29 protein-coding genes are annotated in these 22,484 nt (G+C 43.5%); all 29 read right to left on the reverse strand.

What is annotated here, in order from left to right:
* Positions 1-2 precede the first annotated feature (2 nt).
* The 29 genes from rplF to secE all read right to left on the reverse strand — a co-directional run bounded on the left by rplF (position 3) and on the right by secE (position 22,472).
* A complete protein-coding gene (gene rplF / locus R8G66_14470; GenBank protein MDW3193576.1) occupies positions 3-554 on the reverse strand; it encodes a 50S ribosomal protein L6 in 552 nt (183 codons plus the stop codon).
* 9 nt (positions 555-563) lie between these two features.
* A complete protein-coding gene (gene rpsH / locus R8G66_14475; protein MDW3193577.1) occupies positions 564-962 on the reverse strand; it encodes a 30S ribosomal protein S8 in 399 nt (132 codons plus the stop codon).
* An 80-nt stretch (positions 963-1,042) separates the two neighbouring features.
* The gene (gene rpsN, locus R8G66_14480; protein ID MDW3193578.1) at positions 1,043-1,312 is read right to left on the reverse strand and encodes a 30S ribosomal protein S14; all 270 of its coding nucleotides are present in this window, start codon (positions 1,310-1,312) and stop codon (positions 1,043-1,045) included.
* A 3-nt stretch (positions 1,313-1,315) separates the two neighbouring features.
* Positions 1,316-1,879 (reverse strand): 50S ribosomal protein L5, encoded by a 564-nt coding sequence (gene rplE / locus R8G66_14485; GenBank protein ID MDW3193579.1) that lies wholly within the window; start codon positions 1,877-1,879, stop codon positions 1,316-1,318.
* A complete protein-coding gene (gene rplX, locus R8G66_14490; protein ID MDW3193580.1) occupies positions 1,872-2,213 on the reverse strand; it encodes a 50S ribosomal protein L24 in 342 nt (113 codons plus the stop codon). The genes rplE and rplX overlap by 8 nt, the downstream gene beginning before the upstream one ends.
* Before the next feature lie 3 nt (positions 2,214-2,216).
* The gene (gene rplN / locus R8G66_14495; protein ID MDW3193581.1) at positions 2,217-2,585 is read right to left on the reverse strand and encodes a 50S ribosomal protein L14; all 369 of its coding nucleotides are present in this window, start codon (positions 2,583-2,585) and stop codon (positions 2,217-2,219) included.
* Positions 2,585-2,839, reverse strand: coding sequence for a 30S ribosomal protein S17 (gene rpsQ, locus R8G66_14500; GenBank protein MDW3193582.1), 255 nt, complete (start codon positions 2,837-2,839; stop codon positions 2,585-2,587). Before rpsQ ends, rplN begins: the two co-directional genes overlap by 1 nt.
* On the reverse strand, positions 2,839-3,039 hold the full coding sequence (rpmC, locus tag R8G66_14505) for a 50S ribosomal protein L29 (protein ID MDW3193583.1): 201 nt from the start codon (positions 3,037-3,039) through the stop codon (positions 2,839-2,841). Before rpmC ends, rpsQ begins: the two co-directional genes overlap by 1 nt.
* Entirely contained in the window at positions 3,036-3,455 is a 420-nt protein-coding gene (gene rplP / locus R8G66_14510; GenBank protein MDW3193584.1) for a 50S ribosomal protein L16, read from the reverse strand. The genes rpmC and rplP overlap by 4 nt, the downstream gene beginning before the upstream one ends.
* A 19-nt stretch (positions 3,456-3,474) precedes the next feature.
* Positions 3,475-4,203: a 30S ribosomal protein S3 gene (gene rpsC / locus R8G66_14515; protein ID MDW3193585.1), complete on the reverse strand. Its 729-nt coding sequence runs from the start codon at positions 4,201-4,203 to the stop codon at positions 3,475-3,477.
* 2 nt (positions 4,204-4,205) lie between these two features.
* On the reverse strand, positions 4,206-4,688 hold the full coding sequence (gene rplV, locus R8G66_14520) for a 50S ribosomal protein L22 (GenBank protein ID MDW3193586.1): 483 nt from the start codon (positions 4,686-4,688) through the stop codon (positions 4,206-4,208).
* A complete protein-coding gene (gene rpsS / locus R8G66_14525) occupies positions 4,688-4,966 on the reverse strand; it encodes a 30S ribosomal protein S19 (GenBank protein ID MDW3193587.1) in 279 nt (92 codons plus the stop codon). Before rpsS ends, rplV begins: the two co-directional genes overlap by 1 nt.
* A complete protein-coding gene (gene rplB / locus R8G66_14530) occupies positions 4,966-5,787 on the reverse strand; it encodes a 50S ribosomal protein L2 (GenBank protein MDW3193588.1) in 822 nt (273 codons plus the stop codon). The genes rpsS and rplB overlap by 1 nt, the downstream gene beginning before the upstream one ends.
* A gap of 6 nt (positions 5,788-5,793) precedes the next feature.
* Positions 5,794-6,081: a 50S ribosomal protein L23 gene (gene rplW / locus R8G66_14535; GenBank protein MDW3193589.1), complete on the reverse strand. Its 288-nt coding sequence runs from the start codon at positions 6,079-6,081 to the stop codon at positions 5,794-5,796.
* A 5-nt stretch (positions 6,082-6,086) separates the two neighbouring features.
* Positions 6,087-6,713: a 50S ribosomal protein L4 gene (rplD, locus tag R8G66_14540; protein MDW3193590.1), complete on the reverse strand. Its 627-nt coding sequence runs from the start codon at positions 6,711-6,713 to the stop codon at positions 6,087-6,089.
* Positions 6,714-6,715: 2 nt separating this feature from the next.
* Positions 6,716-7,348, reverse strand: a complete 633-nt coding sequence (gene rplC, locus R8G66_14545) for a 50S ribosomal protein L3 (GenBank protein ID MDW3193591.1) — start codon at positions 7,346-7,348, stop codon at positions 6,716-6,718.
* A gap of 161 nt (positions 7,349-7,509) precedes the next feature.
* Positions 7,510-7,815 carry a 30S ribosomal protein S10 gene (gene rpsJ, locus R8G66_14550; GenBank protein MDW3193592.1) on the reverse strand — a complete coding sequence of 102 codons (306 nt, stop codon included), beginning with the start codon at positions 7,813-7,815 and terminating at the stop codon, positions 7,510-7,512.
* 12 nt (positions 7,816-7,827) lie between these two features.
* Positions 7,828-9,936 (reverse strand): elongation factor G, encoded by a 2,109-nt coding sequence (gene fusA, locus R8G66_14555; GenBank protein ID MDW3193593.1) that lies wholly within the window; start codon positions 9,934-9,936, stop codon positions 7,828-7,830.
* A 25-nt stretch (positions 9,937-9,961) separates the two neighbouring features.
* On the reverse strand, positions 9,962-10,429 hold the full coding sequence (gene rpsG / locus R8G66_14560) for a 30S ribosomal protein S7 (protein MDW3193594.1): 468 nt from the start codon (positions 10,427-10,429) through the stop codon (positions 9,962-9,964).
* A 19-nt stretch (positions 10,430-10,448) separates the two neighbouring features.
* Positions 10,449-10,829: a 30S ribosomal protein S12 gene (gene rpsL / locus R8G66_14565; protein MDW3193595.1), complete on the reverse strand. Its 381-nt coding sequence runs from the start codon at positions 10,827-10,829 to the stop codon at positions 10,449-10,451.
* A gap of 88 nt (positions 10,830-10,917) precedes the next feature.
* Entirely contained in the window at positions 10,918-11,238 is a 321-nt protein-coding gene (locus R8G66_14570; GenBank protein MDW3193596.1) for a DUF3467 domain-containing protein, read from the reverse strand.
* Between the two features lie 2 nt (positions 11,239-11,240).
* Positions 11,241-15,548: a DNA-directed RNA polymerase subunit beta' gene (rpoC, locus tag R8G66_14575; GenBank protein MDW3193597.1), complete on the reverse strand. Its 4,308-nt coding sequence runs from the start codon at positions 15,546-15,548 to the stop codon at positions 11,241-11,243.
* Between the two features lie 48 nt (positions 15,549-15,596).
* Complete coding sequence (rpoB, locus tag R8G66_14580) at positions 15,597-19,496, reverse strand: DNA-directed RNA polymerase subunit beta (protein MDW3193598.1); 3,900 nt, start codon at positions 19,494-19,496, stop codon at positions 15,597-15,599.
* Between the two features lie 116 nt (positions 19,497-19,612).
* On the reverse strand, positions 19,613-19,996 hold the full coding sequence (rplL, locus tag R8G66_14585) for a 50S ribosomal protein L7/L12 (GenBank protein ID MDW3193599.1): 384 nt from the start codon (positions 19,994-19,996) through the stop codon (positions 19,613-19,615).
* A 27-nt stretch (positions 19,997-20,023) separates the two neighbouring features.
* Entirely contained in the window at positions 20,024-20,551 is a 528-nt protein-coding gene (rplJ, locus tag R8G66_14590; protein MDW3193600.1) for a 50S ribosomal protein L10, read from the reverse strand.
* A gap of 3 nt (positions 20,552-20,554) precedes the next feature.
* Complete coding sequence (gene rplA / locus R8G66_14595) at positions 20,555-21,253, reverse strand: 50S ribosomal protein L1 (protein MDW3193601.1); 699 nt, start codon at positions 21,251-21,253, stop codon at positions 20,555-20,557.
* Positions 21,254-21,265: 12 nt separating this feature from the next.
* Positions 21,266-21,706: a 50S ribosomal protein L11 gene (rplK, locus tag R8G66_14600; protein MDW3193602.1), complete on the reverse strand. Its 441-nt coding sequence runs from the start codon at positions 21,704-21,706 to the stop codon at positions 21,266-21,268.
* A 7-nt stretch (positions 21,707-21,713) separates the two neighbouring features.
* Positions 21,714-22,271 carry a transcription termination/antitermination protein NusG gene (gene nusG / locus R8G66_14605; GenBank protein ID MDW3193603.1) on the reverse strand — a complete coding sequence of 186 codons (558 nt, stop codon included), beginning with the start codon at positions 22,269-22,271 and terminating at the stop codon, positions 21,714-21,716.
* A gap of 9 nt (positions 22,272-22,280) precedes the next feature.
* Complete coding sequence (gene secE, locus R8G66_14610) at positions 22,281-22,472, reverse strand: preprotein translocase subunit SecE (GenBank protein MDW3193604.1); 192 nt, start codon at positions 22,470-22,472, stop codon at positions 22,281-22,283.
* Positions 22,473-22,484: the final 12 nt, after the last annotated feature.

Here is a 22,484-nt window from a genome sequence, read left to right on the forward strand (position 1 = left end):
GATTATTTAGCTGCAGTTTTACCTGCTTTCCTTCTAATTTGCTCACCAACAAATCGAATACCTTTTCCTTTGTAAGGTTCGATTTTTCTAAGGGATCTCAATTTAGCGGCCATTTGACCTACCAATTGTTTGTCAGCCCCTTCCAATGTTACGACTGGGTTCTTACCTTTTTCAGTAACTGCTGTTGCTTTTACTTCAGGTGGTATCGCCAAATAGATGCTGTGAGAGTATCCGAGATTTAACTCTAATACATTCCCTTGCAAAGCCGCTTTGTATCCTACCCCTACCAACTCAAGCTCTTTCTTATATCCGCTGTTTACTCCTTCGACCATGTTATTGATCAAAGAACGATACAAACCATGGAGTGCTTTGTGTCTTTTTTGCTCAGTTGGTCTTGCAACCACAACCTGACCATCTTCGATATTAGCTGTAATTTCTACACCAATATCTTGAGACAACTCTCCTTTAGGACCTTTCACAGTTACGTTACCTCCTTTGATATCAACGGTAACTCCTGCGGGTATGCTTACGGGTGCTTTTCCTATCCTTGACATGACTCCTGATTAATAAACGTAACAGAGAACTTCACCACCCACGTGTTCGCGTCTAGCTTCCTTGTCTGACAATACTCCTTTCGAAGTAGACAAAACAGCTATTCCCAAACCATTTAATACGCGAGGCAACTCATTTGCATTCGCATACTTTCTAAGGCCAGGTGTACTCACTCGCTGCAATTTTGTGATTGCAGATTGTTTCGTTTGAGGGTTATAACGAAGAGCAATTTTGATCACTCCTTGTTTTCCATCTTCCTCCACCTTAAAGTTTTGGATATAACCTTTGTCACGAAGTACACGGCTGACCTCCTTCTTCAAATTTGAAGCAGGGACCTCAACCACGCGATGGTTCGCTTTAATGGCATTTCTCAGCCTTGTCAAGTAGTCTCCTATGGGATCTGTTACCATAATATTTTCTTTTGCCCCTCCGAAAAGGGGTGCAAAGTTAGTTTATTGTAAATTTTATTCGAAAGAAAAAGTAAAAAAGATTACCAGCTTGCTTTCGTGACCCCTGGGATCTTGCCCTCGGATGCCATTTCTCTGAAAGTAACCCTGGAGATTCCAAACTTTCTCATGTAGCCTTTAGGTCTACCGGTAAGCTTGCATCGGTTGTGCAATCTTACTTTTGAGGAGTTTCTTGGAAGTTTATCCAGTCCTTCATAGTCACCTGCTTCTTTCAAAGCCTTACGCTTTGCAGCGTATCGGGCAACTAGCTTTTCTCTTTTTCTTTCTCTGGCTTTTACTGCTTCTCTTGCCATGACTTAATCTTCTTTCTGGTTTTTATTAACAAATGGCAATCCGAACGCTCGCAACAAGGCAAGGCTCTCTTCGTCTGAACCCGCACTCGTCACGAATGTGATGTCCATACCTGAGATACGGTTGATCTTGTCAATACTGATTTCAGGGAAAATGATTTGCTCTTCTACACCCAAGGTGTAGTTTCCTCTACCATCGAAACCTTTTTCTTTGATACCTCGGAAATCTCTTACTCGAGGAAGTGCGACAGTCATTAATCTGTCAAGGAATTCGTACATACGATCTCCTCGAAGGGTAACTCTTGCACCGATAGGCATTCCTTCTCTCAACTTAAAGTTAGAGACGGATTTCTTCGCTTTGGTTGGAACTGCCTTCTGACCAGCGATCATTGTCAATTCATCAACTCCTACGTCGATCAGTTTTTTATCTGCCACCGCAGCACCAATTCCTTTGTTGATCGCGATTTTCTCGATCTTAGGAACCTGCATTACAGACTTGTACTGAAACTTATCTTTTAATGCCGGAACGATATCCGACAGATACTTATCTTTTAATCTTGGATTAGCCATTGTCAGAAACAGATATAAAATTTCCGGATTTCTTAGCATAGCGCTGTAGCTTTCCATCGTCATTGAGTTTTCTACCAATTCTGGTAGTCTCGCCGGTTGATGGATCAACCACCATCAGGTTACTGATGTGCACCGCTGCTTCTGTATTTTGGATACCTCCTTCAGGATTGTTCGCAGAAGGCTTCACATGTTTAGTTACCATGTTAACTCCTTCAACGATCGCTCTGTTTTTGCTCAAGAAAATCTCAAGCACTTTTCCAGTAGAACCTTTATCGTTCCCAGCGATCACCTTTACCGTATCGCCTTTTCGGATGTGTGTTTTTACTTGTCCCATCGTTTAAAGTACTTCAGGTGCCAGTGAAACAATTTTCATGAACTGCTTTTCTCTCAACTCACGAGCTACAGGGCCGAAAATCCTCGTACCTCTAGGCTCGTTGTTGGTGTTCAACAAAACAGCTGCGTTATCATCAAATCGGATGTAAGAACCATCCTTTCTTCTGATCTCCTTCTTAGTGCGAACCACTACTGCTTTAGAAACAGTACCTTTTTTAACTGCACTTGAAGAAGAAGCAGATTTGACAGAAACTACTATCGTATCACCGATAGAAGCATATCTTTTCTTGGTACCGCCAAGTACCCTGATGCAGAGAACCTCTTTTGCTCCGGAGTTATCCGCTACACTTAATCTTGATTCTTGCTGGATCATTACTTCGCTCTTTCAATGATTTCAACCAATCTCCACCTTTTGTTTTTACTCAAAGGTCGAGTTTCCATAAGTCGTACTGTATCTCCGATGTTACAATCGTTGTTCTCATCGTGGGCAGTAAGCTTAGAAGTTTTTCGGATAAACTTCCCGTAAATAGGGTGTTTCTCTCTTCTTTCTACTGATACAGTTATGGTCTTTTGCATTTTGTTGCTAACCACCTGCCCAACTCGTTCTTTTCTTAGATTTCTTTCCATCAATCCGCTTGTTGATTTTTCTTATTGGACAATTCAGTATGCAACCTTGCAATCAGTCTTCTCGAATCGCGAATCTTCATGGGATTCTCGATCGGGGTTACTGCATGTGCAAACTTTAGCTTATTATAATTCTCTACCTCAACAGCGATCTTGCCGTTAAGTTCTTCGAGAGTTAAGGCTTTAATTTCAGAATTTTTCATCCCTGATAATCTCTACGGACAATGAATTTGGTACTGATAGGTAACTTTTGAGCCGCCAGTCTCAATGCTTCATTTGCAAGCTCAACGCTTACTCCTGATGCTTCAAACAAGATGGTACCAGGCTTAACAGTAGCTACCCAGTATTCTGGCGCTCCTTTACCTTTACCCATCCTTACTTCAGCAGGCTTCTTAGTTACGGGTTTGTCAGGGAAAATTCGAATCCAAACTTGCCCTTCCCTTTTCATGGCTCTGGTCATCGCGATACGAGCAGCCTCGATCTGCCGGCTAGTAATCCAACCTGGCTCTAAAGACTTGATACCGAAAGTTCCGAATGCCAATGTATGACCTCTTTGCGCAAGACCTTTAACGCGGCCTTTTTGCTTTTTTCTAAATTTTGTTCTTTTAGGCTGTAACATTTCCTAAACTTTTCGTCTGTTATCGCTTCCTTTTAGGTCCGTCACCTCTTCTTCTACGAGAAGCTCCTGGCCCGCCAGAGTTGCTGTTATTACCCATTCCAACATTAGGAGAAAGATCTCTCTTACCGAATACCTCTCCTTTAAAGATCCACACTTTGATACCGATCTTTCCGTATACAGTCTGTGCTTCAGATACTGCATAGTCGATATCAGCTCTCAAAGTATGCAATGGAATTCTGCCTTCTTTGTACTGCTCAGTTCTTGCCATCTCAGCTCCACCGAGACGTCCGGAACATTTGATCTTGATACCTTGAGCACCTACTCTCATAGAGGAAGCAATCGCTTGCTTCATCGCTCTACGATAAGAGATTCTCGCACGCAATTGCTGGGCGATAGACTCACCTACCAATACCGCGTCCAACTCAGGTCGTTTGATCTCGAAGATGTTGATTTGCAGGTCTTTTCCTGTAATCTTCTTCAACTCTTCTTTGATCTTATCTACTTCTGCTCCCCCTTTACCGATCACTACTCCTGGTCGGGCAGTATGAATAGTAAGGGTGATTCTTTTCAATGTACGCTCAATGACAACTTTTGAAATCCCACCTTTAGGGATCCTTGCCTTGATGTACTCACGTATCTTATGGTCTTCAACGATTTTGTCGGAAAAGTTCTTTCCGCCGAACCAGTTAGAGTCCCATCCTTTGACGATACCTAATCTAAATCCTACAGGGTTTACCTTTTGTCCCATCGTTACTCGTTTTCGTTTTCGTTAGAAATTGTACTGTTGTCCGCGTTTCGATCTGCAACCACTATTGTGATGTGGTTTGATCTTTTACGGATACGATGAGCTCGTCCCTGAGGAGCAGTTCTAAGCCTTTTCAAAATTCGTGCACTGTCCACAAATACTTCTTTCACGTAAAGGTCAGCCTCTTCGATTTTGACCTCTTCGTTCTGCTGTTGCCAGTCTGCAATCGCAGTTAGAAGCAACTTTTCTAAGGTATTAGATGCATGCTTATGATCGAACTTCAAAATGTTCAATGCCACATTCACTCGCTCGCCACGGATCATGTCAGCTACCAGTCTCATTTTTCGTGGAGCTGTAGGCACGTTTCTCAATGATGCTTTCACATCACCAAGTTTACCTGCGTTAGCTTGTTTCCACTCCTTCTGAGCTTCTTTCTCAAGTCTGATTCTTACAGACTTCTTGATTTTGGTCTGTTCAGTAGCTTCCATTATCTTCTACCTTTATCTTTTTTGGCAATGTGACCTCTAAAGTTCCGCGTAGGTGCAAATTCACCTAGTTTGTGGCCCACCATGTTTTCTGTCACGAAAACAGGGATGAACTTATTGCCATTGTGAACAGCAAACGTATGTCCTACGAAATCAGGAGAGATCATAGATCTCCTGGACCATGTCTTGATCACGGTCTTCTTTCCAGACTCATTGATTGTATCAACTTTCTTCTCCAGTCTGAAATCTATGTAGGGTCCCTTTTTAAGCGATCTTGCCATTATTTCCTTTTGCTTACAATGAATTTATCTGAGTACTTGTTCGGCTTACGGGTTTTCTCACCTTTCGCGTATCTGCCGTTTCGAGATCTTGGGTGACCTCCGGATGAACGTCCTTCACCACCACCCATTGGGTGATCGACAGGGTTCATTGCAACACCTCTTACTCGAGGACGCTTTCCAAGCCATCTGTTTCGACCAGCTTTACCCAGTCTAACATTCATGTGATCTGTGTTGCTTACGGTACCAATGGTAGCATAGCAAGTGATCAACACCATTCTCATCTCTCCGGAAGGTAACTTCAAAGTAGCATACTTACCTTCTCTCGCAACTATCTGAGCATAAGAACCTGCACTTCGTGCCATGGCTCCACCTTTACCAGGCTTCAACTCAATGTTGTGGATGATCGTACCCAAAGGAATATTTCCAAGAGGTAACGCGTTACCTAATTCAGGAGCCGCTTTAGGTCCCGAAAGCAACTTTGTTCCTACTTCCAGGCCATTAGGAGCCAGGATGTATCTTTTCTCACCGTCCGCATAATGTAGTAGGGCGATTCGAGCTGTACGTCCCGGATCATACTCAATGGAGTGAACTGTTGCAGGGATGCCTTCTTTATTTCTTTTGAAGTCAATCTCTCTCAGTTTCTTCTTATGACCGCCACCTACGTTGCGAACAGTCATTCTCCCCTGATTATTCCTACCCCCTTTGCTTTTATGCGATCTGATCAGCGACTTTTCTGGTTTGTCCGATGTTACATCATCAAAGACAGGAGCTATCCTAAATCGCTGACCCGGCGTGGTTGGTCTTAGTTTCTTAACCGCCATTATCTATTATATTTCGCTATAAAAATCAATGATGTCCCCGTCAGCAACTTTCACGATAGCCTTCTTGTACATAGGCGAGCTTCCGCTGATAACACCTGACTTGGTATATCTGGACTTACTTTTTCCCGGATGAATCATGGTATTGACATCCTCTACTGTTACTCCGTAGGTCTTCTCAACCTCTTTCTTGATCTCTACTTTGTTCGCGCTTTTAGCAACTACGAATCCATACTTGCCATGCTCATTCAAAGCAGAAAATTTCTCAGTAACGAGTGGTCTGATTAGAACTCCCATTTCTCTTAGTTCAACCGGTTAGTTAGTGTTTCTACTGAGCTCTCGAAGAATACAAGAACGTCAGTATTGATCAAATCATAAGTATTGATCTCATCGATAGAGATCACTTTCGCATTAGGAATATTTCTACTTGAAAGCGATACATTCCTATTTTCAACTGCTACCACAAAGAGTGCTTTGTCGCCACCAATAGACAATTTGTCCAGGATGCCAGCAAACTCCTTAGTTTTAGGAGACTCCATGCTGAAATCTTCCAAAACTTTCACCTGATTGTCTTTGATCTTCTGCGCTACAACAGAACGTCGAGCAAGGCGCTTAACTTTCTTGTTGAGCTTGAAGCCAAAATCACGTGGTTGTGGACCAAAAATGGTTCCCCCACCTCGGAAAATCGGGTTTTTCAAAGAACCTGCACGTGCGGTACCTGTTCCTTTTTGCTTTTTGATCTTTCTCGTAGATCCTGCGATTTCGTTTCTTTCTTTCGTCTTGGCTGTTCCCTGACGCTGATTAGCAAGGTATTGCTTCACATCCAGGTACACTGCATGACTATTTGGGTCGATACCGAAAACTTCGTCCTTGAACTCAATTTCTCTGCCGGTATCTTCTCCGTTCGAATTAATTACTGCTAATTTCATGATTACTTTTCCAGTATTACGAAAGAGTTTTTTGCACCAGGAATGGAACCACTCACCAGCAACAAATTCTTCTCGGGATAAATTTTCATTACTTTCAGGTTCAAGACTTTGACCCTGTTTCCTCCCGTACGACCCGCCATTTTCAATCCTTTGAAAACTCGAGCTGGGAATGAACATGCTCCAATCGCACCAGGTGCTCTCAACCTGTTATGCTGACCGTGCGTACTCTGACCTACACCACCGAAACCGTGTCTCTTTACAACTCCCTGGAATCCTTTACCTTTTGAGGTACCGATAGCGTCAACGAAATCATTTTCAGAGAAAACCTCATCAGCAGTGATGGTGTTTCCTAAGGCAATTTGCTCAGCAAACTCATCTCTAAACTTCCTAAACTCCACCACTTTTTGCTTGGGTGTAGTTTTGGCTTTAGCGAAGTGTCCCTTCAAGGCCTTAGGTGTATTTTTCTCTTTTCGTTCGCCATAGGCAAGCTGAACAGCTCTATAACCGTCAGTTTCCAGATTCTTTACTTGCGTAACGACACAGGGTCCCGCTTCAACGACTGTACAGGCAATATTTTTGCCCGCCTCGTTGTAAATGCTGGTCATACCAATTTTTCTTCCAATTATTCCAGGCATTCTGCGTTTTATTATTAATTAAACCCCTCTATTTCCATTTTCGGAAAAGGACTGCAAAGATAGCAATTCCTCAACCTAAACCAAATATTTGGTTCGTCTTTCGACACAAAAAAAGAACCAACTCTCGCTGGTTCTTTTTGTATACTCTTATGGAGTAAAAACTACACCTTGATCTCTACATCTACTCCACTTGGAAGCTCAAGCTTCATCAATGCGTCAACAGTTTTTGCACTGTTTGAGTAAATGTCTACCAATCTCTTGTAGGTGCACAGTTGGAACTGCTCTCTGGACTTCTTATTCACGTGAGGTGAACGTAGTACAGTAAACTTTTCCTTCTCAGTAGGAAGTGGAATAGGTCCGCTTACTACCGCACCAGTAGTTTTTACCGCTCTCACGATTTTCTCTGAAGATTTGTCTACCAGATTGTGGTCGTAAGATTTAAGCTTTATTCTAATTTTCTGATTCATGACAACTCAATTTTAGGCAGGTTGGCCTTTTACATTAGCAATCACCTCTTCTGAAATGTTGTTAGGAACAGGATCATAGTGAGAGAAGGTCAGGGAAGCAGTTGCTCGTCCTGAACTCATTGTTCTCAGATCCGTCACATAACCAAACAATTCTGAAAGTGGCACGTCGGCTTTAACTACCTGTGAGTTTCCTTTGGTATCCATTCCTTTCATGATACCTCTTCTTTTGTTGAGGTCACCAGTGATAGAACCGGTATACTCGTCAGGTGTTACAACTTCTACACTCATCACAGGCTCCAGGATCACAGGCTTTGCTTTAGCAGCAGCTGCTTTGAAACCAAGACGGGCAGCAAGTTCGAAAGACAGTGAATCAGAATCCACATCGTGGAAGGATCCAAAGTGCAATCTTACTTTCATGCTATCGATAGGGAATCCAGCAAGAGGACCATTAGCCATGGCATCTTTGAAGCCTTTCTCAACAGCAGGGATGAATTCTCGAGGAATTACACCACCTTTAATATCATTCTTAAACTGGAGACCTTCCTTTTCGTAATCTTCATCCTGAGGACCAAGATCAAAAACGATATCGGCAAACTTACCACGTCCACCAGTTTGCTTCTTATAAACTTCTTTGTGTTCAACCGTAGATCGGATCGTCTCCTTGTAAGCCACCTGAGGTGCACCCTGATTGATCTCTACTTTGAATTCACGCTTCAATCGATCAATGATGATGTCCAGGTGAAGCTCACCCATACCCTTCAAGATGGTCTGACCTGTATCGTGATCAGTTTCTACCTGAAGTGTCGGATCTTCTTCTACTAGTTTCGCGATTGCGATACCCAATTTATCGACATCCGCCTGAGTCTTTGGCTCAATCGCGTATCCGATTACCGGATCAGGGAAGTCCATTGATTCAAGAACCAATTTGTTCTTCTCATCGCAAAGTGTATCTCCTGTTTTGATGTCTTTGAAACCAACAACCGCGGCAATGTCACCAGCATGAAGCTGATCAATTTGATTTTGCTTGTTAGCGTGCATCTGGAAGATACGAGAGATACGCTCTTTCTTACTGGTTCTTGTATTATAGATATAAGAACCGGAATCCAACATTCCTGAATAAGAACGAACGAAGCAAAGTCGACCTACAAATGGATCAGTCGCGATTTTGAAAGCAAGCGCTGAGAAAGGATCGGTAGGATCTGGCTTTCTTGTCACTTCTTCTTCAGAATCAGGATCAGTTCCTTTAATGTTATCTCTATCCAGAGGAGATGGCAACAGCTCCATTACATAATCGAGCATGGTTTGCACACCTTTATTTTTAAAGGCAGAACCACACATCATTGGCACGAAAGCCAAATCGATGGTAGCTGCTCTCAAGGCTGCAACGATTTCATCTCTGGTGATTGAATCAGGATCTTCGAAGTATTTCTCGAGCAATTCTTCGTCGTATTCAGCTACAGCTTCTACGAGATTTCCTCGATACTCTTCAACTTCGTCGGCCATATCGGCAGGGATTTCAACTTCCTCGAAAGTCATTCCCTTATCGTCTTCGTTCCAGACAATTGCCTTGTTCTCTACCAAATCAACTACACCTTTGAAAGTGTCTTCTGCTCCGATAGGCAATTGCAAAGGCACCGCTTTGGTACCTAACATTTCTTTTACTTGCTTACAAACATTCAGGAAGTCAGCACCTGCGCGATCCATTTTGTTAACGAATCCGATTCGAGCTACTTTGTAGTTATCAGCAAGTCTCCAGTTAGTTTCAGACTGAGGCTCAACACCATCAACCGCACTAAACAAGAAAACCAATCCGTCTAATACTCGTAACGATCGGTTTACTTCAACAGTAAAGTCAACGTGACCTGGAGTATCAATGATGTTAATGTGATATTCATCGCCTTTGTAAGGCCAGAATACGGTCGTTGCAGCGGAAGTGATCGTGATACCACGCTCCTGCTCCTGCTCCATCCAGTCCATGGTGGCAGCACCATCATGTACCTCTCCGATTTTATGACTAACTCCTGTGTAGTACAGGATCCGCTCAGTGGTGGTGGTTTTTCCAGCATCAATGTGCGCTGCAATACCGATGTTTCTGGTAAAGCGTAAGTCTCTTTTCGCCATTAGTGATAGGTAAGCTTAATTAAGTTTAGAATCTAAAATGTGAAAACGCCTTGTTAGCTTCCGCCATTCTGTGCGTATCGTCCTTTTTCTTGATTGCAGCTCCTTCACCTTTGGAAGCTGCGATGATCTCGCCCGCTAATCTCTCTCTCATCGTCTTCTCACCTCTTGTACGAGCGTAACGAATCATCCACTTAATTCCCAAAGAGATTTTACGATCAGGCCGAACCTCGATTGGAACTTGGAATGTTGCTCCTCCTACACGTCGGCTTTTCACCTCCACGTAAGGACTGATGTTACTCAAAGCAGTTTTCCAGGTTTCCAAACCATTCTCACCTGTCTTCTCCTCTACGATTTTAACAGCTCCGTAGAAAATACTGTAAGCGATACTTTTTTTACCATCCTCCATCATCATGTTCACAAACTTGGTGACCAATGTATCCGAATAGATGGGATCCGGCAGGATGTATCGTTTTTTAGGTTTAGCCTTTCTCATTATTTAAAAACTAAAATTCTTATTTCTTCTCTTTTGGTTTCTTAGCACCATACTTTGATCGACCTTGCAATCGACCGCTCACACCCGCGGTATCCAACGCGCCACGAACGATGTGATATCTTACTCCAGGAAGGTCTTTTACTCTACCACCTCTGATCAATACAATTGAGTGTTCCTGAAGGTTGTGACCTTCTCCACCGATGTATGCGTTAACTTCTTTTGAGTTGGTCAACCTTACCCTAGCTACCTTTCTCATTGCTGAGTTTGGTTTCTTAGGTGTTGTCGTGTAAACCCTTGTACAAACTCCCCTTCTTTGTGGACAGGAGTCCAATGCAGGAGACTTTGATTTAGACGTCAACTTCTTCCTTCCCTTTCGGACTAATTGTTGGATAGTTGGCATATTTTATAATTCTATTTTCTATACCTCAATTTTTTGGGAACGCAAAGATAGAGATTCTAAGCTTTTATCCCAATTTAATTTTCTCTATTTAAGCTTCACCAACAGTGCCACCAAAATTCATTGGGAATTTTGGTGGCTCCTCGGCTTGTTTTATCGAACCAAAATTCGCCTCATACTTGACCACATTTTCCTGCAAAGCCATTAATAATCGCTTTGCGTGCTCAGGTGTGATCACAATTCTGGATTTCACCTTTGCTTTGGAAACACCTGGCATCAATCGAATGAAGTCAATCACAAACTCACTACTGGAATGTGCAATCATTGCCAAATTGGCATAAGTGCCTTCGGCAGTTTCTTCAGTCAATTCAATGTTCAACTGATTGGGCTTCTTTTCGTCTTTATCTGCCATGTTTATTCGGCAACGTATTCTCTTGTTCTAGCGAACTCCTCTCTGGAAGTAACCATGGTGTCGTACTCTTCTTTAGAAGCAACGATGTAGTTCTCGAATTTCCTCTGTCCGGTACCTGCAGGGATCAAATGACCAACGATCACATTTTCCTTCAAGCCCATCAAGCTATCAGACTTACCTCGAATAGATGCTTCACTCAATACTTTGGTCGTTTCCTGGAAGGAAGCTGCAGAAATGAATGATTCAGTTCCCAAAGATGCTTGCGTGATACCTTGAAGTGTTGGTTTCGAAACCGCCGCTTCCGCATTTCTCACTTCTACACCCTTAAGGTCTCTTCTTCTCAGGTTAGAATTCTCATCACGAAGTTTTCTACTGGTGATTATCTGTCCCGGACGAAGTGACTCAGAATCACCCGCGTCTACAACCACTTTCTTATCAAGGATCTCATCGTTTTCTTCCATAAAGGCGAAACGATCCACTACTTGATTCGTCAAGAAGTTGGTATCTCCAGCATCAATGATGATCACTTTCTGCATCATCTGACGAACGATTACCTCAATGTGCTTATCGTTGATCTTCACACCTTGCAGTCGGTACACTTCCTGAATTTCATTCACCAGATACTCCTGCACTGCAGTAGGTCCCTGGATAGAAAGGATATCTGCTGGCGTAATCGCACCATCTGAAAGTGGCTCACCGGCCTTGATGAAGTCATTGTCCTGAACAAGGATGTGCTTAGACAATGGCACCAGGTAACGCTTCTTCACACCGTCTTTCGACTCGATGAAAATCTCTCTGTTACCACGCTTGATACCACCATAGGTTACTACACCATCAATTTCAGTTACTACAGCTGGGTTAGACGGGTTACGTGCTTCAAAAAGCTCAGTAACTCGAGGTAGACCCCCTGTAATATCTCTGGACTTACCTGTTTTTCTAGGGATCTTAACGAGTACCTGACCCGCTTTGATCTTATCTCCTTTGTCCACTGCAAGGTGGGCACCCACAGGAATGTTATATGACTTGGTATCAGACTTACCATTGACAACAATGGCAGGGTTCTTCGTCTTGTCCTTGGTATCGATGATCACTTTCTCTCTGTGACCCGTCTGCTCATCCGACTCTTCTTTGTAAGTGATGCCTTCGATGATTGCATCAAAATCAATCTCACCATCAAACTCAGAAAGGATTACCGCATTGTATGGATCCCAGTTACAAAGTTCAGCACCTTGATCTACTTTATCTCCATCTTTCACTTTCAGCATGGCACCGTAAGGAACGTGGTTGCTGATCAAAATCTGCTGTTTCTTCTCGTCTACAATCTTGATTTCACCGGAACGTCCCATTACTACCTGGATGTCGTTTCCGTCCTCATCAACAGATTTTACTGTTCTGAGTTCTTCAAATTCAACAGTACCAGAGAATTTAGCTTTGATATTAGCATCCACAGCAATGTTAGATGCAGTACCCCCTACGTGGAAGGTTCTCAACGTTAGCTGCGTACCAGGCTCTCCAATGGACTGTGCGGCGATCACTCCAACAGATTCTCCATTGTGGGCCATGTTGCCTGTTGCCAGGTTACGACCGTAACATTTCGCACATACACCTCGCTTGGTTTCGCAAGTCAGTACAGAACGAATTTCTACTTCTTCAATGCTTGTCGTATCAATTTGATCCGCAATCTCTTCGGTGAACTCATCACCTGATGCGATGATCAACTCATCAGAAATAGGATCATAGATATCGTGAACAGAAACTCGACCGAGGATTCTTTCAGAAAGGGATTCTACCACTTCCTCATTGTCCTTGATCGCTGACACATTCAGTCCTCTGAGTGTACCACAATCTTCTTCGTTCACCACTACATCTTGCGCCACATCCACCAAACGACGTGTCAGGTAACCTGCATCCGCTGTTTTAAGTGCTGTATCTGCAAGACCTTTTCGTGCACCGTGAGTAGAGATAAAGTACTCGATTACATCCAGTCCTTCTTTAAAGTTGGAAAGGATCGGGTTTTCAATGATCTCACCTACGGAACCTTGCAAGTTTTTCTGAGGCTTGGCCATCAACCCTCTCATTCCTCCAAGCTGTCTGATCTGCTCTCTTGAGCCCCGGGCTCCTGAGTGCATCATCATATAGATAGAGTTGAATCCTTGCTTGTCTTCTTCCAGCTGCTGCATCAAAGTTGATGTCAGCTGTGTATTGGTTCTTGTCCAGATATCGATTACCTGATTGTATCGCTCATTATCCGTGATCAATCCCATCAAGTAGTTGTTCCATACCACATCCACTTCAGCTTTCGCTTCTGCAACCAACTCTTCTTTGGCTGAAGGAATGTTGATGTCACCAAGTCCCATAGAAAGACCGCCTTTGTAGGCCATCTGGAACCCAAGGTGCTTGATATCATCCAGGAAGTGTGCCGTTCTGGCCATTCCGGAGATCTTGAATACCAATGCAATGGTTTTCTGCAATTGCTTCTTCGTCAGTAGGGCATCGACGTATCCTACTTCCTCAGGAATGAACTGATTGAACAGAACTCGTCCTGCTACTGTGTCGACCACTTTATCTTCAAGCTCACCTTCTTCATTTCGAACCTTGGTTCTTACTTTGATATGTGCGTGCTTAGAAATGGTCTTCTCATTAAGCGCGATGATCACCTCTTCAGCATTGTAGAAGGTCATCCCCTCTCCTGCTACAGGCTCTTCTTCTGTGCTCTTTCTTCCTTTGGTCACGTAATAAAGTCCCAATACCATGTCCTGAGAAGGTACCGCGATAGGTGCTCCGTTCGCAGGGTTCAGGATATTGTGCGTAGAAAGCATCAACAGAGAAGCTTCCAATACTGCTTCGTGTCCAAGAGGAACGTGTACCGCCATCTGGTCACCGTCAAAGTCAGCGTTAAATGCTGTACATACGAGTGGGTGCAACTGGATCGCTTTACCCTCGATCAGTTTTGGCTGGAATGCCTGGATACCCAATCGGTGTAGCGTAGGAGCCCGGTTAAGCAAAACAGGATGTCCTTTCAATACATTTTCCAGAATATCCCAAACAACCGGATCTTTGCGATCTACGATTTTCTTTGCAGATTTTACGGTCTTAACAATCCCTCTTTCGATCAGCTTTCTGATAATAAAAGGCTTGAAAAGTTCCGCTGCCATGGACTTAGGAAGACCACACTCGTGCATTTTCAATTCAGGACCTACAACGATCACTGAACGACCAGAGTAATCTACCCTTTTACCAAGTAGGTTTTGACGGAATCGTCCTTGCTTTCCTTTAAGCATGTCACTCAAAGATTTCAAGGCGCGGTTTCCATCAGATCTTACCGCATTTACTTTCCTGGAGTTATCGAACAAGGAATCAACTGCTTCCTGAAGCATTCTCTTCTCATTTCGAAGGATCACTTCCGGTGCTTTGATATCGATCAGTCGCTTCAGACGATTGTTTCTGATGATCACTCTTCTGTAAAGGTCATTCAAATCAGAAGTCGCAAAACGACCACCATCCAAGGGCACCAATGGACGCAATTCCGGTGGAATTACTGGCACCATTCGGATCACCATCCACTCAGGTTTGTTCTCAATTCGGGTTCTGGCATCTCTGAAAGCCTCAACAACTCTCAATCGCTTCAATGCTTCTGCTTTTCGTTGCTGCGAAGTATCGGTAGCTGCCTGGTGACGAAGCTGATACGACAATTCGTCCAGTTCCGTTCTTGCCAACAACATTTCCAATGCTTCAGCTCCCATTTTCGCGATGAACTTTTGCGGATCGCTATCGTCCAGCATTTGGTTCTCACGTGGCAACTTATCCAGGATGTCCAGGTACTCATCTTCTGTCAGGAAGTCGAGTTTGTTCACACCATCTTCTTCTTTTGCACCGGGTTGGATTACGATGTAACGCTCATAGTAGATGATCTGATCCAGTTTCTTGGTAGGAAGACCTAACAAGTAACCGATTTTGTTGGGCAACGATCTGAAATACCAGATGTGAGCTACTGGTACTACCAATTCGATATGACCCATTCGCTCACGACGCACCTTTTTCTCAGTTACTTCAACACCGCATCGGTCGCAAATGATACCCTTGTAACGAATTCTCTTGTATTTCCCGCAATGACATTCCCAGTCCTTAACAGGACCGAAAATTCGCTCGCAGAAAAGACCACCCATTTCCGGCTTATAAGTCCGGTAGTTGATGGTTTCCGGCTGAGTCACTTCACCATGAGAGCTCTCCAGAATTGATTCGGGAGAAGCCAGGCTAATGGTGACTTTCGAGAAGTCGTTGGTCAGTTTTTTATTTTTTCTGAATGCCATAATTCAAAATCTATCGAAAGTGTCCTTTCGGACGGTGATTAAAAATGATTAGTCAAGGGTGATTTCAAGGGCCAAACCTCTCAATTCATGAACCAGTACATTGAATGATTCAGGAATGTTCGGCTTGTGCATGTTCTCACCTTTAACAATTGCCTCATAGGCCTTCGCTCTACCGATCACGTCATCCGACTTGATGGTAAGGATCTCCTGAAGGACGTGTGCCGCACCAAATGCTTCCAGTGCCCATACTTCCATCTCCCCGAAACGCTGACCCCCGAATTGCGCTTTACCTCCAAGAGGCTGCTGCGTAATAAGCGAGTAAGGTCCGATACTCCTTGCGTGCATCTTATCATCTACCAGGTGACCTAGTTTCAGCATGTACGCGATACCTACCGTTACTGGCTGGTCAAACATATCTCCTGTCAAACCATCGTAGAGGTACGTACGTCCGAAAGATGGCAATCCAGCCTCTCTCAATTCGCTTTGTACATCTTCTTCGGAAGCACCATCGAAGATCGGAGTAGCGTATTTTCTACCCAACTTCAATCCTGCCCATGCCAATACAGTTTCGTAGATCTGTCCGATGTTCATCCTCGAAGGTACACCCAGTGGGTTCAGTACGATATCCATCGGAGTTCCATCTTCCATGAAAGGCATATCTTCCTCTCTTACGATCTTGGCAACCACACCTTTGTTACCGTGACGACCCGCCATCTTATCACCTACTTTCAGCTTACGCTTCTTAGCGATGTATACTTTGGCCAGTTTCACGATACCTGCAGGCAACTCATCTCCTACTTCCAGTGTGAATCGCTCACGCTTGAAGTTTCCAGCAATTTCGTTTCGTTTACCAATGAATTTCTTAATAAGGGCTAATACCTGATCATTGGTCTTGGAACCTCCTTCGGTCACTTCTGAATCATCAACCCAGCTATCAATGCTCAGGTCACTGATCAAGTTCGCCTCTTCAGGTACGTTGTAAGTACTCTCATCTCTATAGATGTTCTTCGGAGGGAACAGGTTCTGCTCGATATTATTTCTGGAGAACTTAACGCCTTTCGACATTACCTCCTCACCGAACTTGTGCTTGATCCCCTGACAGGTCTTTCCTTCCAACAGAGCAGTCATCTTGCTGATCATCTGCCCTCTTACTTCCAACAATTGCTTGCTATAAGTACTCTTCAGGATCTCTACCTCTTTCTTAGATCGAGCTCTCAAGTCTTTGTCTTTCTTAGGACGAGCGAACAACTTGGTATCGATTACTACTCCTCTTAGTGAAGGAGAAGCTTTCAAAGAAGCATCTTTTACGTCACCTGCTTTATCACCGAAGATCGCTCTCAACAGTTTCTCTTCAGGTGTAGGATCAGATTCTCCTTTTGGAGTGATCTTACCGATCAAAATATCACCTTCCTTGATCTCTGCTCCGATTCGGATGATTCCGTTCTCGTCGAGGTTCTTCACCGCTTCCTCACTTACGTTAGGAATCTCTGAAGTCAATTCTTCTTCACCTCGTTTGGTATCTCGTACTTCCAGTTCATACTCATCGATGTGAATGGAAGTAAAAATATCCTCTCGAACCACTTTCTCAGAGATTACAATCGCATCCTCGAAGTTGTACCCTTGCCATGGCATGTAAGCCACTTGCAGGTTACGACCGAGTGCCAATTCGCCTTTTTCAGTCGCAAATCCTTCTGAAAGTGGCTCTCCTTTAACAACCTTTTGACCTTTTCTTACAATTGGTCTCAGGTTGATGCAAGTGTCCTGGTTAGTTCTACGGAATTTGATGAACTCGTAAGTCACCATGTCATCGTGGAATGAGATCAACTCCTGATCTGGCGTCTGTTCATACTTCACGGTAACTTGATCCGCATCTACATAAACAATCTCGCCATCGCCTTCAGCCACAACCAGTGTTCTTGAATCCAAAGCAACCCGCTGCTCTAGTCCAGTACCTACAATTGGTGCCTGAGGACGTAACAACGGTACCGCCTGGCGCTGCATGTTCGATCCCATCAAGGCCCGGTTTGCATCATCGTGCTCCAGGAATGGGATCATAGATGCCGCTACAGATACAATCTGGTTTGGCGCAACATCCATGTATTTAAGATCCGTTGGTCCTACCACAGGGAAATCACCTTCGAATCTTGCTTTGATCTTATCGTTTACAAATTCTCCACTGTCTTTCAAAGGCGCATTTGCCTGGGCGATGTTGTATGTATCTTCTTCTTCAGCGGTCAGGTATTTTACATTTCCTGACATGTCTACTACTCCAGTTTTCTGATCAACTTCTCTATAAGGTGTCTCAATGAATCCCATAGGGTTCACTTTCGCATGCACACAAAGAGAAGAAATCAGACCAATGTTTGGACCTTCTGGCGTCTCAATCGTACAAAGTCGACCGTAGTGCGTGTAGTGAACGTCACGAACCTCGAAACCGGCTCTTTCTCTGGAAAGACCACCAGGCCCTAAGGCAGACATTCTTCTTTTGTGCGTTACCTCTGCCAGTGGATTAGTTTGATCCATGAACTGAGACAGCTGGTTGGTACCAAAGAAGGAGTTGATCACAGAAGACAAAGTTCTTGCGTTGATCAGGTCAACTGGTTTGAAGTCTTCATTGTCACGAACGTTCATTCTCTCCCGGATCGTTCTTGCCATTCTGGCCAGACCAACACCGAACTGAGAATAAAGCTGTTCACCTACAGTACGTACACGTCGGTTACTCAAGTGGTCAATATCATCAACCACTGCTTTACTGTTGATCAATCCAATCAGATACTTCACAATGAGGATGATGTCCTCAGTAGTAAGCACTCTCTTGTCGAACTGAACATCCAGTCCTAATTTTTTATTGATTCTGTATCGACCAACTTCACCCAGGTCATATCGCTTATCACTGAAGAACAAGCTTTGGATGATGTCACGGGCAGTCTGCTCATCAGGTGCCTCTGTGTTTCTCAACTGTCGATAAATCTGCTCAACCGCTTCTTTTTCAGAGTTGGAGTTATCCTTCTGAAGGGTGTTGTAGATGATTGAGTAATCAGTGATGTTCACATCTTTTCTGTGCAGGATAACAGATTTAGATCCTGAATCAAGGATGGTCACAATGTCATCCTCAGAAATGATAGAATCCCGCTCAAGAACTACTTCATTCCTGTCAATAGAAACTACCTCACCAGTATCTTCATCCACAAAATCCTCTGTCCAGGTTCTCAAAACCCTTGCAGCCAATCGTCTTCCGACAATGGCTTTCAGTTCAGATTCTTTGGCTTCAATTTCCTCAGAAAGGCCAAACAGATCTAGAATATCTTTATCTGAACCGTATCCGATTGAACGAAGCAGGGTAGTGATCGGGAATTTTTTCTTACGATCGATGTACGCGTACATGACGTTGTTCACGTCTGTCGCAAATTCGATCCATGACCCTTTGAAAGGAATGATCCGTGCTGAATAGAGCAGCGTACCATTGGTGTGCTTGCTCTGAGCAAAGAATACTCCCGGAGATCTGTGTAGCTGTGAAACGATCACTCGTTCCGCTCCATTGATTACGAAAGATCCCTTAGCAGTCATGTAAGGAATATTACCAAGGAACACTTCCTGCTCGATGGTTTCAAAATCTTCATTGTCCTCATCATTACAAAGCAGTCGCAGCTTTGCTTTCAGAGGCACAGAATAAGTAAGCCCCCGCTCAATACACTCTTCCACAGAGTATTTAGGCGGATCCACTGTATAATCAATGAATTCAAGGACGAAGTTTTCTCTGGAGTCCGTGATGGGGAAATTTTCCTTAAATACTTTATAAAGTCCTTCTGTCTCACGATTTTCAGCCGGAGTATCCAACTGAAAGAAGTCGACAAACGACTTAAGTTGTACATCTAGGAAATCAGGGTAATCTATAACGGATTTTATAGATGAGAAATTGATCCGATTGGTTGTTACAACGTTAGCCAAGGCTTACAATTTTTTGTTAGAAATTAATCTGTGCTGTTGTGTATATACAAACAGCAAAAGACCTGATCCCAGTTGAGGCTGGGAGCCAGGTCTATTTTTGAAAATATGTCGTGTTATTAAGATAATTCGACTTCAGCGCCAGCTTCTTCAAGCTGCTTTTTAATGGCCTCAGCTTCATCTTTCGCTACACCTTCTTTAACAGGCTTAGGCGCACCATCTACCAATTCTTTGGCATCTTTCAAACCAAGTCCTGAAAGTTCTTTCACAAGCTTAACAACAGCAAGCTTAGAAGCTCCAGCAGCTTTCAAGATTACATCGAATTCAGTCTTCTCTTCAGCAGCGTCTCCGCCACCTTCTCCACCAGCACCAGCTACCATAACAGGAGCAGCTGCAGCAGCAGGCTCGATACCATAATCCTCTTTTAGGATGTTAGCAAGCTCGTTTACGTCCTTAACACTAAGGTTAACAAGCTGTTCTGCAAATTCTTTTAAATCCGCCATTATTCTAGATCTTTAAAATTCTAATTTTTATTCTTTTTCTGAAAGTGTTTTAACAATACCCGCTATCTTCTGCTCACCGCTCTGAAGTGCAGCGATAACATTCTTAGCAGGGGATTGCAATAAGGTAAGGACGTCTCCAATGAGCTCTTGCTTAGATTTGATCTTAGTAAGTGCTTCAAGTTGGTCTTCTCCTAAAAATATATCTGTATCTATGGAAGCAGCCTTAAACGCAGGGCGCTGTTCAGGATCTCCTTTTTTGAAATCCTTGATGATCTTCGCAGGAGCTTTTCCGTTCTCCACGGAGAACATGATCCCGGAAGTTCCTTTCAAGACGTCATACATCTCTGTATAATCCGCCTCGAGATTTTCCAGCGCTTTTTGAATCAATGTGTTCTTTACAATCCGGTATTCTACACCTTCTTTGAAACACATTCCTCGAAATTTATTTACTTCAGCCACAGTCAACCCTGACGTATCAGTAATGTAGAAGTGGCTATTCTCGTTGAGCTTGTCCGTCAGCTCAGCAATGATCTGTGCTTTCTCTTCTCTTGTCATAACTTATGCGCCAGGGACACTAGCTTTATCGATTGACACACCAGTACTCATGGTAGAGGACAAGTGAATTGATTTGAAATACGTTCCTTTCGCAGAAGAAGGCTTGAGCTTGTTGATGGTGTTGATCATCTCCAATGCATTTTCCTTCAACTTATCAGCATCGAAAGATGCTTTACCAATGCTGGTGTGGATAATTCCAAACTTATCTACTTTGAAATCGATCTTACCGGCCTTCACCTCTTTTACTGCTTTCGCAATGTCCATGGTCACTGTTCCGGACTTAGGGTTAGGCATCAAGCCTCTTGGTCCCAATACTCGTCCCAGTTTACCTACTTTCGCCATTACAGTTGGCATGGTGATGATCACGTCAATGTCAGTCCAGCCACCTTCGATCTTACTGATGAAGTCATCTAGTCCAACATGATCTGCTCCGGCAGCTTTTGCTTCTTCTTCCTTGTCAGGCGTACAAAGCACAAGTACGGTCACATCTTTACCAATACCATGAGGCAGAGATACTACTCCACGAACCATTTGGTCCGCTTTTCTTGGATCCACACCTAATCTGACATCAATGTCTACTGATGCATCAAATTTGGTGAACGTAATGTCTTTTACGATCTTGGCAGCTTCTTCTATAGAATACTCCTTGGTAGGATCGTATCTTTCTAAAGCCGCTTTTTGATTCTTGGTTAACTTACCCATCAATGTCTTGTTTTAGCTCCAAGGAGCTGTACCTGAAACTTTAACCCCCATACTTCTGGCAGTACCAGCTACCATTCTCATCGCTGACTCTACTTCAAATGCATTCAAATCAGGCATTTTTACTTCAGCGATCTCTTTGATCTGATCCCAGGAGATTGATCCAACCTTGTTTCGGTTAGGCTCGGGTGAACCTTTCTTCAACTTAATGGACTCCATGATCATTACTGCTGCAGGAGGGGTCTTGATAACAAAGTCAAAAGACTTGTCTGCATAAATAGTAATCAAAACCGGTAACAACTGGCCTTGCTTTTCCTGCGTACGCGCATTAAATTGCTTGCAGAATTCCATGATGTTGAGACCTTTCGCTCCCAACGCCGGGCCTACCGGTGGTGATGGATTTGCGGCTCCACCCCTTACTTGCAATTTCAGATAACCGGATATTTCCTTTGCCATCGTCTTTTTAATCCTGTTTTTCTACTTGAATATAATTGAGCTCAACAGGTGTATTCCTTCCAAAAATCTTAACCGTAACATTAAGCTTCTTGCGATCTTCAAACACCTCTTCCACCGTACCTGTGAACCCACTGAATGGTCCATCCATTACTTTGACAGATTCCCCTACTATAAAAGGAGTATCCAATTTCTCCTCATACTCTTCGATCTCATCGACTTTTCCAAGTATTCGGTTCACCTCATTCTGGCGCAGCGGTACCGGATCTTTGGAAGCACCCATGCCCCCGGCACCCAGGAAGCCTATTACCCCAGGTATTTCAGTGATTACATGTTGAGATTCTCCAATTGTCAAATCGGCAGAAACAAGAATATATCCGGGAAAGAAGTTTCTTTCTCGAACTCTTTTCTTACCATTTCTCATTTCATAAACCTTCTCTGAAGGGATCAGAACCTGAGGAATGGCTTCCTCCATCTTTCTTCTGGAAATCTCATTTTCAAGGTAAGTCTTTACCTTTTTTTCTTGTCCGCTTACTGCTCGAACGACGTACCACTTATATTCAGCCATGACCTATAATTAGAACTCGTCGTAGAACCACGTAAGCAAATTGTCGAAACCGTAATCGATCGCTCCTATAAATAGGGCAAAGATAATTGAAGCAACCAACACCAAAATTGAACTGTTCTGCAGATCAGAGTATTTTGGCCAGGACACTTTGCTTATCATTTCCTGGTAGGAATCTTTTACGAACTCTACTAACTTCGACATAATAATTTTATA

The sequence above is a fragment of the Cytophagales bacterium genome (genome assembly GCA_033344775.1).
Classification (GTDB): Bacteria; Bacteroidota; Bacteroidia; order Cytophagales; family Cyclobacteriaceae; genus JAWPMT01.